The sequence below is a fragment of the uncultured Ferrimonas sp. genome, from assembly GCF_947489035.1.
Taxonomy (GTDB): Bacteria; Pseudomonadota; Gammaproteobacteria; order Enterobacterales; family Shewanellaceae; genus Ferrimonas.
This window is the reverse complement of the sequence record NZ_CANLCI010000024.1, coordinates 1-14027: the sequence shown is the minus strand read 5'-3', so window position 1 is coordinate 14027 and position 14027 is coordinate 1. Positions and strand designations below refer to the sequence as shown.

13 protein-coding genes are annotated in these 14027 nt (G+C 53.4%); 12 read left to right on the top strand and 1 reads right to left on the bottom strand.

Annotated features, from left to right (window positions below):
* Nucleotides 1-20: 20 nt before the first annotated feature.
* The 12 genes from Q0796_RS13685 (at nucleotide 21) to hemH (ending at nucleotide 12933) form a co-directional block, all read left to right on the top strand.
* On the top strand, nucleotides 21-452 hold the full coding sequence (locus Q0796_RS13685; RefSeq protein ID WP_298444175.1) for a hypothetical protein: 432 nt from the start codon (nucleotides 21-23) through the stop codon (nucleotides 450-452).
* Nucleotides 453-595: 143 nt separating this feature from the next.
* Nucleotides 596-1441, top strand: a complete 846-nt coding sequence (locus Q0796_RS13680; RefSeq protein ID WP_298444173.1) for a DUF692 domain-containing protein — start codon at nucleotides 596-598, stop codon at nucleotides 1439-1441.
* Nucleotides 1438-2172, top strand: a complete 735-nt coding sequence (locus tag Q0796_RS13675; protein WP_298444171.1) for a putative DNA-binding domain-containing protein — start codon at nucleotides 1438-1440, stop codon at nucleotides 2170-2172. The genes Q0796_RS13680 and Q0796_RS13675 overlap by 4 nt, the downstream gene beginning before the upstream one ends.
* Nucleotides 2173-2931: 759 nt before the next feature.
* Nucleotides 2932-3477, top strand: a complete 546-nt coding sequence (apt, locus tag Q0796_RS13670; protein WP_298444169.1) for an adenine phosphoribosyltransferase — start codon at nucleotides 2932-2934, stop codon at nucleotides 3475-3477.
* Between the two features lie 114 nt (nucleotides 3478-3591).
* On the top strand, nucleotides 3592-6102 hold the full coding sequence (dnaX, locus tag Q0796_RS13665) for a DNA polymerase III subunit gamma/tau (RefSeq protein WP_298444167.1): 2511 nt from the start codon (nucleotides 3592-3594) through the stop codon (nucleotides 6100-6102).
* A gap of 130 nt (nucleotides 6103-6232) precedes the next feature.
* On the top strand, nucleotides 6233-6562 hold the full coding sequence (locus Q0796_RS13660; RefSeq protein WP_298444165.1) for a YbaB/EbfC family nucleoid-associated protein: 330 nt from the start codon (nucleotides 6233-6235) through the stop codon (nucleotides 6560-6562).
* A complete protein-coding gene (recR, locus tag Q0796_RS13655) occupies nucleotides 6562-7161 on the top strand; it encodes a recombination mediator RecR (RefSeq protein WP_298444164.1) in 600 nt (199 codons plus the stop codon). The genes Q0796_RS13660 and recR overlap by 1 nt, the downstream gene beginning before the upstream one ends.
* Before the next feature lie 169 nt (nucleotides 7162-7330).
* Nucleotides 7331-8155, top strand: a complete 825-nt coding sequence (locus Q0796_RS13650) for a hypothetical protein (protein WP_298444163.1) — start codon at nucleotides 7331-7333, stop codon at nucleotides 8153-8155.
* Between the two features lie 102 nt (nucleotides 8156-8257).
* On the top strand, nucleotides 8258-10159 hold the full coding sequence (gene htpG, locus Q0796_RS13645) for a molecular chaperone HtpG (RefSeq protein ID WP_298444161.1): 1902 nt from the start codon (nucleotides 8258-8260) through the stop codon (nucleotides 10157-10159).
* A gap of 48 nt (nucleotides 10160-10207) precedes the next feature.
* A complete protein-coding gene (locus Q0796_RS13640) occupies nucleotides 10208-11056 on the top strand; it encodes a tetratricopeptide repeat protein (RefSeq protein WP_298444159.1) in 849 nt (282 codons plus the stop codon).
* A 116-nt stretch (nucleotides 11057-11172) separates the two neighbouring features.
* The gene (gene adk, locus Q0796_RS13635) at nucleotides 11173-11817 is read left to right on the top strand and encodes an adenylate kinase (protein WP_298444157.1); all 645 of its coding nucleotides are present in this window, start codon (nucleotides 11173-11175) and stop codon (nucleotides 11815-11817) included.
* Between the two features lie 123 nt (nucleotides 11818-11940).
* Nucleotides 11941-12933: a ferrochelatase gene (gene hemH / locus Q0796_RS13630; protein WP_298444155.1), complete on the top strand. Its 993-nt coding sequence runs from the start codon at nucleotides 11941-11943 to the stop codon at nucleotides 12931-12933.
* Nucleotides 12934-13095: 162 nt separating this feature from the next.
* Here hemH and Q0796_RS13625 read toward each other — a convergent pair whose 3' ends face one another.
* Nucleotides 13096-13491 carry a DUF3465 domain-containing protein gene (locus tag Q0796_RS13625; RefSeq protein ID WP_298444153.1) on the bottom strand — a complete coding sequence of 132 codons (396 nt, stop codon included), beginning with the start codon at nucleotides 13489-13491 and terminating at the stop codon, nucleotides 13096-13098.
* Nucleotides 13492-14027: the final 536 nt, after the last annotated feature.

Sequence of the window (14027 nt, the reverse complement as noted above, 5' to 3'; positions counted from 1 at the left end):
GATTTTTAAGGATAGAAAAAATGACTATTGCGAAGAAAACTTCAGTTGCTGCAGCCTTGGGTGCTTTGGTTGTAGGCGGTTCTTTGGTTACGGCTCAAGCCAACCCATTCTCAGTTAATGAACTGACCCAAGGTTATGAAATAGCCACTTTAGTGGGTGATAAAGGCGCTGAAGGTAAATGCGGCGAAGGCAAATGTGGTGGCGATAAGAAAGCCAAAGAAGGTAAGTGCGGCGAAGGCAAATGCGGCGGCGATAAGAAAGCCCACGAAGGTAAGTGTGGTGAAGGCAAATGCGGCGGCGACAAAAAAGCCCACGAAGGTAAGTGTGGTGAAGGTAAGTGCGGCGGCGACAAGAAAGCCAAAGAAGGCAAGTGTGGTGAAGGTAAGTGCGGCGGCGACAAGAAAGCCAAAGAAGGTAAGTGTGGCGAAGGCAAATGTGGTGGCGCAGCATAACCTGAGCAATCGCTCTGACGTGGCCACAGCAATAGTGGTAGCGTAAGCCCAATAAGGCTGGCCTTGGCCAGCCTTATCTTTTGGGCCGGAGTGGGTCGTGTAACAACAGCCTCAATCGCAATGCAGCAGTATAGGAGCAGTGGATGGCGAATATCGTGGGTTCGGGCATGGGGTTGCGCCGTGAAATGGTGCAACCACTTTGCCAGCAGGGGATCCCTGCGGGGGTTAACTTTATGGAAGTCGCACCGGAAAACTGGTTGCGAATAAACCCCAAATTGGCACGCCAATTTCGCCAGTTGTCAGAACAGGTGCCGATCGTTTGCCACGGTTTGTCGTTGTCTATTGGGGCGCCCGCGCCACTGGACGAAGCCTTTGTCAGACAGGTTAAAGGCTTTATGGATCAACACAATATCGACATCTATTCCGAGCATCTTTCCTACTGCTCGGGCAATGCCCACCTCTACGATTTGATGCCAATTCCCTTTACCGAAGAAGCGGTAGAGCACGTTGCAGCGCGAGTTAAGCGGGTGCAAGACATTCTAGAGCGTAAGCTCGTGCTAGAGAATGTCTCTTACTATGCCGAGCCGGGCGCCGAAATGAGCGAACTGGAATTCATCAACGCGGTGCTGCAGCAAGCGGATTGTGAATTGTTGCTGGACGTGAATAACATCTACGTAAACAGCGTGAATCACCGTAACGATCCTCACCAGTTTCTGCGTGGCTTGCCGTCAGAGCGGATCCGCTATCTGCACATCGCTGGGCATTACAACGAAGCCGAAGATCTGATCGTGGATACCCACGGTGCCGATGTGATTGAACCGGTATGGGATCTGCTGGCAGAGTGCTATCGCGTGCATGGGATCCACCCCACCCTGTTAGAGCGCGACTTTAACCTACCGGAACTGCCCCAGTTGATGACCGAAGTAAACCGCATCAGCGAGATCCAGATTCAGGCCCAGCAGCAAGGACAGGAGCAGCAACCCGCATGAGTGATTTCGCCCAACTGCAACAGCAGTTCATGCAGCACATTCGTGCCACCGAGGCCGGCACTCCACCTGCAGGGGTAGAGGCGCGGCGCATGAACGTTTACCGCGAACTGATGTTTAACAACGTGGCCGGTTTTGTCGACAGTGGCTTTCCGGTGCTGAAATCGCTGACCGAGCCCGCGCTTTGGCAGCAGCGGCTCCGACGCTTTTTTGCCGAGCACGATTGCCACTCCCCATTGTTTGTCGATATCTCAGCGGAATTTGTGCAATTTTTAGCGGCACAAACCGAATTACAACCGTGGGAAGCCGCACTGGCGCATTACGAACAGCTCGAGTTGAGAATCGACATTCTGCCAGAGGTGACCGATCAGCGGTTATTGACCGAAGCAGAGCAACTGCTCACCAGCCCACTGTGCTTGTATCGTGCCGCCGAGATTGGCCAGTACGGGTATCCGGTGCACCAAATTGGCGAACACAATCGCCAACCAGAGCCCAACCCCACTTACCTGTTGGTGTATCGGGATCTGGATGATGACGTTGCCTTTATGGAGTTAAATCCGTTGAGTGCGCGGTTACTGCAACAGTTGCAGCAACAGCCGGGCAGCAATGCCGAGCAGATCGCCCAAGCGATGGTGGCCGCTTTGCCGCAGATGGATGCGGCTGTCGTCGCCCAAGGGGCAGGGCAGTTATTGTTGCAGCTGGCCAGTAAAGGCATCGTGCGCGTGCAGCAATAGTTTGCTGCTCAAACGACAACCCGATTCGTTACCAGAAAAGCCCGCACTGCGGGCTTTTCTGCGTTTGTGTGGGAAAGTAACTTGGGGGGCAGCAGCCTTATCAGGATTGAGTCTGCCACTTTATTACTCGCCCACCGTTTGAGCCCCAGCATCCGTATCAAGCCAAAAGCAACCGTGGCCCAAGCCCATGCTGTTGCGAGTGTGGTTTAGTCGATAACCCTAATCGGCCAGCCGCGCAAGCTGAGCAAAACCACAGCATGAATCTTATTTTTGATGCCGGTTTAGCGTTTGTAACTGTTCTGATTGGTGCCACTGGGGAAAAAAACTGATGCTTGGCTAATGAGTTGATAATTCGCAGTAAAGCCCTGTTTTTTGTCCGTGTTTTTGTGATCTGGATCAATTTATACTGCCGCCAATTTAAACGCATGGGAGTGTGCAGTCGTGGCGCAAAAGGATTTTAAAGAACCTTATAATATTCTTCACTTTTTAGGCTTTTTGTTGGTGTTGATGATCCCAACTCTGCCTGCCTCTTTGACTTGGATTAATATCCTCTCTCAGTAACAAATTATTCCCGTACAGCAAGGGTATGGCGATCAAATCGACAGATTTGAACGCTGGCACGCACACAGGTAGATAGCAGTTGCATCTAACCTACAAGGTGCTTAAGCTTAGCCAGCAATACGGTTGATGAGTCCAGATTGCGTTTGCAAGCTGGACTTTTTTATTGTGGCTAGCTCACCTGTAGATAAAGATAACATCATGAATCAAGCTTCACTGGCTGTGCTGAAAGACAGCATCAAGACCATCCCTGGCTACCCAAAACCAGGCATCATGTTCCGTGACGTAACCTCACTGTTGGAAGACGGTAAGGCATTTCGTCTAAGCATCGAGCTGTTGGCGCAGCACTACAAAGATCGCGGTTTCACCAAAATCATCGGTACCGAAGCGCGTGGCTTCCTGTTTGGCGCCCCACTGGCTTACGAGCTGGGTTTGGGTTTCGTACCAGTACGTAAGCCAGGCAAACTGCCTCGCCCAACTAACTCGCAATCTTACGAGTTGGAGTACGGCACTGACATCTTGGAAATTCACCAAGATGCGATCGTACCTGGCGACAAAGTGTTGCTGGTTGACGATCTGCTGGCCACTGGCGGCACCATTGAAGCGACCACCAAGTTGGCTCGTGATCTGGGCGGTGAAGTGACTGACGCTGCTTTCATCATCAACTTGCCAGATCTTGGCGGCGAAAAACGCCTGCAAGCACTGGACTTGGAAGTGTTGTCTCTGTGTGAGTTTGAAGGCGACTGATAAGGTCGGTTTCTCTTGCCCCAAAAGCCGAGCTTACCGCTCGGCTTTTTGCTATCTAAATGGCTGTGGTACAGTGATCCACAGACTGCCCCACCTACTCGTAATTGGATTCTCATGTCTTATCAGGTTCTGGCCCGAAAATGGCGGCCAGCCACATTTGATCAAGTCGTCGGCCAAGAGCATGTGCTCAAAGCGTTGACCCACGCGTTGCAACACAACCGACTGCACCACGCCTACCTCTTTACTGGCACCCGCGGGGTGGGGAAAACCTCCATCGCTCGCTTGTTGGCGAAAGGGCTGAACTGTGAGCAGGGCGTTACCGCTACCCCATGCGGCACCTGCAGCCATTGTGTCGAGATCAGCCAAGGCCGATTTGTCGATCTGCTCGAGATCGATGCCGCCTCGCGCACCAAGGTTGACGATACCCGCGAAATTCTCGACAACGTGCAATATCAGCCAGTACGTGGCCGCTATAAGGTCTACCTGATTGATGAAGTGCACATGCTGTCGCGCCACAGCTTTAACGCGCTGCTGAAAACCTTAGAAGAGCCGCCAGAGCACGTTAAGTTTCTGTTGGCCACCACCGATCCGCAAAAATTGCCGGTGACGGTGTTGTCCCGTTGTTTGCAGTTCAACTTAAAAAGTGTGGTGCCGCAGCGGATCAGCGGCCACCTCGCCAAAGTGTTGGATGCCGAGCAAGTCAGCTATCAACCGGCGGCGCTGGATCTGTTGGCCCAAGCGGCGGATGGCTCGGTGCGGGATGGCATGAGTCTAACCGATCAGGCCATTGCCCACGGCGCAGGTAGCTTAGAGTTGGCGCAGGTGCAAGCGATGCTGGGCACCATCGACAGCCGCTACAGCCTGCAGTTAATGAATGGCTTATGCCAAGGCGAGCCAAGCACGTTGCTGCAAGTGCTGGACGAGATCGATCAGTTCGCTCCCGATTACGATGAACTGCTGCGACAGATGGCGGCGTTGCTGCATCAAGTGGCGTTAGCGCAGTTTAATCTGCAGCCCCACAGCGCCCTGGCCGACAGCGACAGCGTTGCGCACTTAGCGTCGCAGCTGGATCGAGAACAGGTGCAGCTGTGGTATCAAATGCTGACCCAAGGTCGTAACGACTTGAGCGTTGCCCCGGATCCACGCAGTGGCTTTGAAATGGTGATGCTGCGGGCATTAGCGTTCGCCCCTGCAATTGATATTGCGCCAATGCAGGCGCGACAAACTGTTGCCCCAGCCCCAGCCCCAGCCCCAGCCCCAGCCCCAGCCCCAGCCGCAGCCGCAGCTAAGGTCGAGCCGGTTCAAACCGCACAGCCAGCAGCGGCAGAGGGTAAGCCTCAACCAGCCAGCCCCGTTGCCGAGCCTGTCGTTGCGCCCGCAGTGGCACCGGTCGCGGTGCCGGTAACAGAGCCCGCCGCGCCAAGCCCTAATGCGACCGCCCCAGCGGCCATCGCGGCCGAGCCCAGCGCGGTTCCAGCCGAGCAACGGTTAGCCGCCGAGCAGATCCAGCTTGAGCGTCAGGCGCAGCAACTGGCTCACTCGTCGCCAGCGTCGCCAGCGTCGCCAGCGCCAAAGCCAACAGCGCCAACCGCCCAGGTTGAGCCCGCGGATGCCGCGGCCATGGCCGCCGAGCAGCAACAGCTGATGAGCCAAGCGGCCGAGCAGTTGGATTACCCACAGGCTTACGATGGCCCCGAGGAATACCAGCCGGATTACAGCCATTACGAACAAAGCATGGCGGCAGAGCCGGTGATGCCAGCCTCGCAGTCAGCACCCGCACCCGCAGCCGCGCAATCGACACCGGCAGTGCTGGATCCCATGGCGTTGATGCAACAGGTGTTGGAAGACGAAAAGCAGCAGCGCAAGCACCTTAGCGGCGTGGATGAGGATCTGCCGGGAAAGGATGAAGCCGCAGCGTCGACTGCGGCGCCACGAATCCTAAAACGGCCTCCACCGCGCCAGCCACAAACGGCTGAAAGCAGCATCGACAGCAGCGACCCCCAAGCGTTGCCGCCGTGGCATATCGACAACGATCCGCGCTTGCAGGCTGACGCAACCTCTGTCGAGGAAAACGGTCAAACTGGATTAGAGTCTGCTTCTGTGCCGGCCGCCGAGCCAACGTTGTTGCCCATTGGTCAGCGCCCCTTGCCGCAACAAGCCGTGGCTGCAACCGAGGTTGTTGCCGCCGAGCCAGAGCCAGAGGCGGAACCGATGCCGCTGGCGGTGCCGACGGCAGAGGGCGAGCGCGAACTCGACATGCAGTGGTATCAAGCCATTGGTCAGCTGGGCATAGGCGCCCGACCGCGGCAGTTGGCGATCAACTCGGTGTTAGAGCGCGATGGCGAGCAGGTGGTACTGAACCTGATCAGCGAACAGCGCCACCTGAACAGCGACACCGTAGTAGGCCCGTTACAGCAAGCGTTAGCCACCTTGTGGGATCAAACCGTGGCGCTGCGTATTGAGGTGAACGATCTGCCCCAGCGAGAAACGCCGCTGCAGATCCGCCGCCGTCGTCAGCGGGAACGGTTAGAACAAGCCAAAACCGATCTGCAAGCGGATCCGGTGGTGCAGTGGTTGCAAGCCGAAATGGATGCCAACCTATTAGAAGATTCGGTCGCGTACTGATGGCAGGGGTCAAGCTGGCCACAATTGCTAACAAGGCGTGAGCAAACGCAACATCTACATCTTGTCCGGGGGGACGGTTCAGGTAACATGTGCCCCCATCATTGAACATCGCAGTTAAGAGAGCACAGATATGTTTGGTAAAGGCGGAATGGGTAACCTGATGAAGCAGGCGCAGCAGATGCAAGATCGCATGCAGCAGGCCCAAGAAGAGATCGCAAAAATGGAATGCACCGGTGAATCCGGCGCTGGCATGGTAAAGATCACCATGAACGGTGCCCACAACGTGCGCCGTGTTGAGATCGACGAAAGCTTAATGGAAGACGATAAAGAGATGCTGGAAGACTTGATCGCCGCTGCGATCAACGATGCCGCTCGCCGCATCGAAGAAAACCAGAAAAAGCACATGGCTGAAGTGACTGGCGGCATGAAACTGCCACCAGGCATGAAGATGCCGTTCTAATGAAATTTAGCCCTCTGGTTGATGAGCTGATCAAATCGCTGCAGTGTTTGCCCGGCGTTGGTCCTCGCTCCGCTCAGCGGATGGCGTTTCATCTGCTCGAACGAGATCGTCTCGGTGGCGGCAAACTGGGTGAATCCGTTAGCCGCGCCATGAACGACGTTGGCCACTGCCAACAATGTCGTACCTTTACCGAGCAGACGCTGTGCCAGATCTGTGCTAACCCCAAGCGCGCCGAATCCGGCCAGTTATGTGTGGTGGAATCCCCCGCAGATCTGCTGGCCATTGAATCGGCTGGTCAGTACAGCGGTCAGTATTTTGTGTTGATGGGGCACCTGTCGCCGCTTGACGGCATTGGCCCAGATGACATTGGCTTAGATACCTTGGAAGTCACCTTAGCGGAAGGGGAGTGGAGTGAGATCATTCTTGCCACCAACCCAACAGTGGAAGGCGAGGCAACCGCCCAGTACATCGCCGACATCGCCCACGATTGCGGCGTTAAGGTAACCCGCATCGCCCATGGCGTGCCGGTGGGTGGCGAACTGGAATACGTTGATGGCACCACGTTGGCGTTGTCATTCAGTGGCCGAACCAGCATCTAAACCGTAACACCAATAAAATTTATTGGTAAAAAAGGCGCCTTTGGGCGCCTTTTCTTTTCCCCAACTTATCCCCAGAAATTCCCCAGATTTGTGCGTTGTTTAAGGCGGTTGATGCCGTTAGGTTGAGGCCTCAATAACAACTGCTTACGTTTTGCACAGGGAAAGTGAGATGACTGAACAGTGGATGGGAGAAGTAATTGAAGGCGCCTTTGACGCCGCCGTTGATGGCAGCTGGTATCAATGGCTCGACTTTTTGCGCCACAGCATGGGCGCGTCAGGCGGCATGTTAGCGCATCTTGGCCAACCTTCAGCCTTACCCATTGCCTGCGGCAGTGACATCTGCGGCACCGCAGTGAATCGCTACTTAACCCACCGTCGCCAAGATCCGTGGTATTGCTTGGCCAACAGCCAGCCAAACCAAGTGACGGTATTGGATGGCCCCATGCGTTTGCGCCGGGCTCACAGTGATGTGGCCGATCTGTGCCAGCAGCTGCAAAGCCATTTTCATACCGGCAGCGTGCTTTCAAGCGACACCGGCAATATTTTGCTTACGCTGCACCGCGGCCCCGATCAGTGCGATTTCGATCCCAAGCAGTTGCAGGCGCTGTCGCAAGTGATTGGCCACCTGCGCAGTGCCTTAGCGATAACGCCGCTGCTGTTTGAGCGAGTACAGCAACGCTTGAGTGCCGCGCAGCTTGCCGATCAACAGCATCCGCAGGCGGTCGTGCGAGCCAACGGCATTCCCGCCTTTGTGAATGACCGCATGCGCGATTACCTGCAGCGGCAACGGCATCCGTTTCAGTACCATCAGGGGCGTTTGGGTTCCTCGTTTCCGATGCTGACCCGCTTGATTGATCAAGCGCAGCGGCGCGCTTGCTCCTCTTACCAGCGCACCAGTCGAGTGCCATTGGGGGATGGGTTATTGCAAGTTACCCCACTGCCAGAGTCGGTGCTGGCGGATGCCGCGTTGTGGCACATATCGCCTAATAGTTAGCCACCTCGTAATGATTGCCGTAAAAAGAGTATTGAAAAATCGGATGCTGGCCCCATCTCATGAAAGACACTAATTTTTACGACTGTTTTTCAGGAGAAACCCATGTCCGTGCAGCAAGAAACCCACGGTTTTCAGACAGAAGTTGCCCAGTTACTGAAACTGGTAACCCACTCCCTGTATTCCAATAAAGAGATCTTCCTGCGTGAGCTGGTATCTAACGCGGCCGACGCCGCCGATAAGCTGCGCTACAAAGCGCTGTCAGACGCCAACCTGTACGAAGGCGACGGTGAACTGCGCGTGCGCCTGTCGGTAGACAAAGACGCTGGTACCCTAACCATCTCTGATAACGGCATTGGCATGTCCAAAGAGGACGTGATCAACCACTTGGGTACCATCGCCAAATCCGGCACCGCAGAATTTTTCTCGCACCTGTCCGGCGATGCCGCTAAAGATTCACAGTTGATTGGCCAGTTTGGTGTGGGTTTCTACTCCGCCTTTATTGTTGCCGACAAAGTGACCGTGAACACCCGTGCCGCAGGCAGCAGCCAAGGCGTGCAGTGGGAATCCAACGGCGAAGGCCAGTTCACCACCGCCGACATCGACAAAGCCGGTCGCGGTACTGACATCATCCTGCACCTGAACGAAGACGAAAAAGAGTACCTAGACGACTACCGCCTGAAGGCCATCGTTGCTAAGTATTCTGATCACATCTCTATCCCGGTTGAGATGTGGCAAGAAGGCGAAGCCGAGCGTGAGCAAGATGGCGAAACCATCCCAGCCACCGAAGGCCAGTGGGCTGCAGCCAACAAAGCCACCGCCTTGTGGACTCAATCTAAGTCTGACATCAGCGACGAACAGTACCAGGAGTTCTACAAGCACGTATCCCACGATTGGGAAGACGCACTGAGCTGGTCGCACAACAAGGTGGAAGGCAAGCAAGAGTACACCTCGCTGCTGTACATCCCATCGAAAGCCCCATTCGACATGTGGAACCGCGACAACAAGCACGGTTTGAAACTGTACGTACAGCGCGTGTTCATCATGGACGAAGCCGAGCAGTTCTTGCCGCAATACCTGCGCTTCGTTAAGGGCCTGATCGACTCGAATGATCTGCCACTGAACGTGTCTCGCGAACTGCTGCAAGACAACAAAGTAACCCAATCGCTGCGTACCGCACTCACCAAGCGAGTGCTGAGCATGTTGGACAAACTGGCCAAAGACGAAGACAAGTACCAAACCTTCTGGAGCCAGTTTGGTAACGCCCTGAAAGAGGGCCCAGCAGAAGACATGGGCAACAAAGAGAAGATCGCCAAGCTGTTGCGCTTTGCCTCAACTCACAACGACAGCGGCACTGAAAACGTAAGCTTGACCCAGTACATCGAGCGGATGAAAGAGGGTCAGGATAAGATTTACTACATCGTGGCCGACAGCTACAACGCCGCGAAGAACAGCCCGCATCTGGAAGTGCTGAAGAAGAAAGGCATTGAAGCGTTGCTGCTGTCTGAGCGCATCGACGAATGGCTGGTATCGCATCTTACCGAATTTGACGGCAAACCGCTGGTGTCGGTAACCAAAGGCGATCTGGGCTTAGACGATCTGTCTGACGAAGAGAAAGCCGAGCAAGAAAAGCAGGCCGAAACCCACAAGCCAATGCTAGAACGCTTTCAAACCGTATTAGGCGCTAAAGTAAAAGAGGTGAAAGTCTCGCAACGCCTAACCGATTCACCAGCTTGTATCGTGGCTGCCGACAGCGACATGTCGAGCCAGATGGTGAAGATGATGGAAGCGATGGGGCAAGAGGTGCCAGAGCAAACCCCAGTGTTTGAACTGAACCTAGAGCACCCACTGGTGCAGAAGCTGGCCGACGAGCAAGACGAGCAGCGTTTCGACCAATGGGCTAACTTGCTGCTATCCCAAGCCACCTTGGCCGAACGAGGCAGCTTGAAAGACCCATCAGAGTTTGTGGCTCAACTGAACAGCTTGCTGCTGCAGCTGAGCAAATAAGCCGATTTCAGCCCCGCCTAGTGCGGGGCTAAGTTTATGGAACCCCCCATGTCTGAAAACATTTTTAACGCCAACGCGCAGAACATTCAGCAGTTGGTGGAAGCCAGTAAATCACGCCCTGTAGTGATGAACTTCCACAGCGCGCAGATGCCAGAGTGCGCCGAGATCAGCACCGTGCTACAGCAGCAAGCGCAGCTGTACCCGAATCACATGGTGCTGGCGCACGTGGATTGCGACACCCAAATGGAACTGGCGCAGTATTTCCGTATTCAAGGGTTGCCAACGGTACTGGTGCTCGCCAACGGCCAACCGGTTGACGGCTTTGCCGGGCCACAACCTGCCGCCATGATTGAAACCATGTTGGCTAAGCATCTGCCTGCCCAGTGGCAACTGCTGCTTGAGCAAGCATTGCCGCTGTTGGATGCGGGAGAGTTTGATCAGGCGGTGCTGCTGCTGCGTGATGCACTGGCCAGCGACGAAAACGCCGACACCTTGCTGAGCTTGGCGCAAGCGCTGTTAGGGCAAAAAAAGGCCGAAGAGGTGGAAGCCTTATTGGCCAAAGTGAAGCTGGAAGATCAAGACAGCCGATACACCAGCCTAGTGGCGCAATTAACCCTGCTGCAACAAGCTGCTGACACCCCAGAGATCCGTGCGTTACAACAGCAACTGGACGCCGAGCCGGACAATCAACAAGTGGCAGTGGCGCTGGCTAAAGCGCAGCATTTGGCGGGGCGAAACGAAGAAGCACTGGCGCAATTGTTCGCGTTATTAAGCAAAAAATTAGACGCGGCCGATGGCCAAGCACGAGTGACTTTTTTAGATATTATTAACGCCTTAGGCAGTGCGGATCCGGTGGCGAGCAGCTATCGCCGCAAATTCTATGGGTTACTGTACTAAAAGTAACTTATCTGGCGGTTCTTTGACCAAAGACTAACGGCTTAGCTCTTCACTATTTAGGCCGCCTGTGACAAGATCCGCGCGTCAATAAATTCACACAGTCTAGAGGACAGAGCATGCGCATTATTTTGCTGGGTGCACCGGGTGCTGGTAAGGGCACACAAGCCCAATTCATCATGGAGAAATACGGTGTACCGCAGATCTCCACCGGTGATATGCTTCGCGCCGCCATTAAAGCGGGCACCCCGATGGGTCTGGAAGCGAAAAAGCTGATGGACGCAGGGCAACTGGTACCAGATGATGTGATCATCGGTCTGGTTAAAGAGCGCATCGCTCAAGACGATTGCCAAGGTGGCTTCCTGTTGGATGGCTTCCCACGCACCATCCCTCAGGCTGATGCCATGACCGAGAACGGCATCAAAGTCGATCACGTGATTGAATTCGCCGTACCAGACGAAGAGATCGTTAAGCGCATGAGCGGTCGCCGCGTACACCCAGGTTCAGGCCGCGTGTACCACGTGGTGTTTAACCCGCCTAAAGTCGAAGGCAAAGACGACCTATCCGGTGAAGAACTGGTGATCCGTGCCGATGACGAAGAGTCGACCGTGCGTAAGCGTCTGTCTGTGTACCACGAGCAGACAGCCCCACTGATCAACTACTACACCGAAGCCGCTGCTGCTGGCGCGAACCAGTACCACAAAATGGACGGTACTCAGCAAGTTGCTGCAGTGTCTGGCCAAATTGGTGAACTGCTGGGTTAATCGCCGCTTTTATCGCAGTGATTGCCACAATCTTCAAAAGCTCGCTTCGGCGGGCTTTTTTGTTATTTGAACCAGTGCTAGGCTCTGCGTAGATAACCATTTTCGATAAGTCTCTGATCCTCTATGACAAAGCCTCGTTATGGTGTGCTGTTGGTTAACCTCGGCACCCCCTGTAAGCCAACGCCAGAGTGCGTTCGCTGTTTCTTAAAAGATTTTCTGAGTGATCCTCGGGTGGTCGATCTGCCCCGCTGGCAGTGGAAGCCGATTCTGCATGGCATCATCTTAAACACCCGGCCTAAGCGCGTAGCTAAAGCCTACCAGAGCATCTGGACCGAGCAGGGCTCGCCACTGAAAGCAATCAGCCTGCAACAACGGGATGCCTTGGCAGCCAAGCTAGAAGCGCAACATGGCGCGGTGATCCCCGTTGAACTGGGAATGACCTACTGCAAACCGGGCATGGCAGAAGGCTTAGCCAAGCTGCAACAAGCAGGGGTCGATAAAGTGGTGATCTTGCCACTGTTTCCACAGTACTCCTGCAGCACCACCGGCGCCGTGGTTGATGGCCTAGCCAAAGTGTTTGCCAGCCAGCGTGCACTGCCAGAATATCGGTTGATCCGCGATTACCACATAGAGCCAAGCTACATCGGCGCACTGAAAAACAGCGTTGAAGCCCATTGGGCCGAGCATGGCCGTGGTCAAAAGCTGTTGATGTCGTTCCACGGTGTGCCAGAGCGTTACATCACCGAAGGCGATCTGTACCGCGATCACTGCGAAGCCACCGCCAAGGGGTTAGCACAGGCATTGGGGTTAACTGAAGATCAATGGCTGCTGTGTTTCCAATCGCGCTTTGGCAAAGAGCCATGGCTACAGCCCTACACCGACGAAACCTTGGAAGCACTGCCAAAGCAGGGCATCACAAAAATCGACATCATCTCACCGGCGTTTTCGGTGGATTGCCTCGAAACCTTGGAAGAGTTGGCGATCGAAGGCAAAAACGAATTTATCGCAGCCGGTGGCGAACAATACCACTTTGTTCCCTGCCTGAATGACAACGACGACCACATCGAGATGATGGCACAACTGGTGAACCAGCACGCAGGGTATTGGGCGAAATAGTCTATTTTTCTGATTAAGCAAACCCGATGAATAAAAACAGCCCACGCAATGCGTGGGCTGTTTTTATTAAAATTGTTAGTGGTACGATTTACGATACTGCTAGTTTACTTTTATATCACCACGCGTTGGGAATTACTCTTAAATTGTTTGTGATGAGAATTTTTACTCGTACTTTTTACCGTTGTGCTTTAACCAACCATGGGGGTGCCTATTGTTAGGATCGTGGTGTGTCCAGTGCATTACACCACCTTTTTTATTCCATTCATACTCACCGTAAAACTGAACTCGATCACCTACTCTTAAGTTAGGAATCCTAGGCGCAAGATCGATATTGTGAGCAACAAGTAAGGTTTGTTGACTATTCAGTCTTATGATGAATTTTTGATGTCGACTTCCATCATTATCATCGGGTAACAAACGAATTACAGTGCCTGTTCCCTGAACTTGAAGGTCACTTTGATGGTTTTCATATGCCTGTTTCAATTTGTGATCATTGGCTTTCGAACCAACTGAAATCAGGCACAGAGTTGCCACTAAGATTACTAAAAACCTCTTCATATGCTCAAACTCCTTGGATTCACATAACGCCCGATTGACGAGAAAAATTGTTGGCTAAAATAAGTGAACGGAGTGAATAAAAAGCCAACTGTTATTTTTTCTACTTTAATGACTTGTTATGCGAATTTATGACCACAGCTTAAAATTATTTGACCCTGTATTCCTTCATGAGTAAGGATGACTCTATTTTTTAACTATTGAGCTAGGTTTTCTAGAAACTCCAACAGCACACCAAATTCTACTTCACTGCATATGTCATAAGGTGATAAATCTAACTCAATTTCATTATCCATGAAGAAGTGATAATTCAATTGGATCTTTTCATTTAATCAAATAAAAAGTGTTGTTGGCTCAGTTTCTTGCAACTCTTTTATTAAAATAAAACTTGCTGGTATTTCAATAGATTGCTCACCATGAGTGAATTTAAGTTTATACTTTGAATACTTAGTGTAGTCAAGAGGCGTTGTTGATCAAATCAAACCAGAAAACACAGCTATATCAAAGAGCTTGGCTGATTATGCAACTTGCTGACGAAT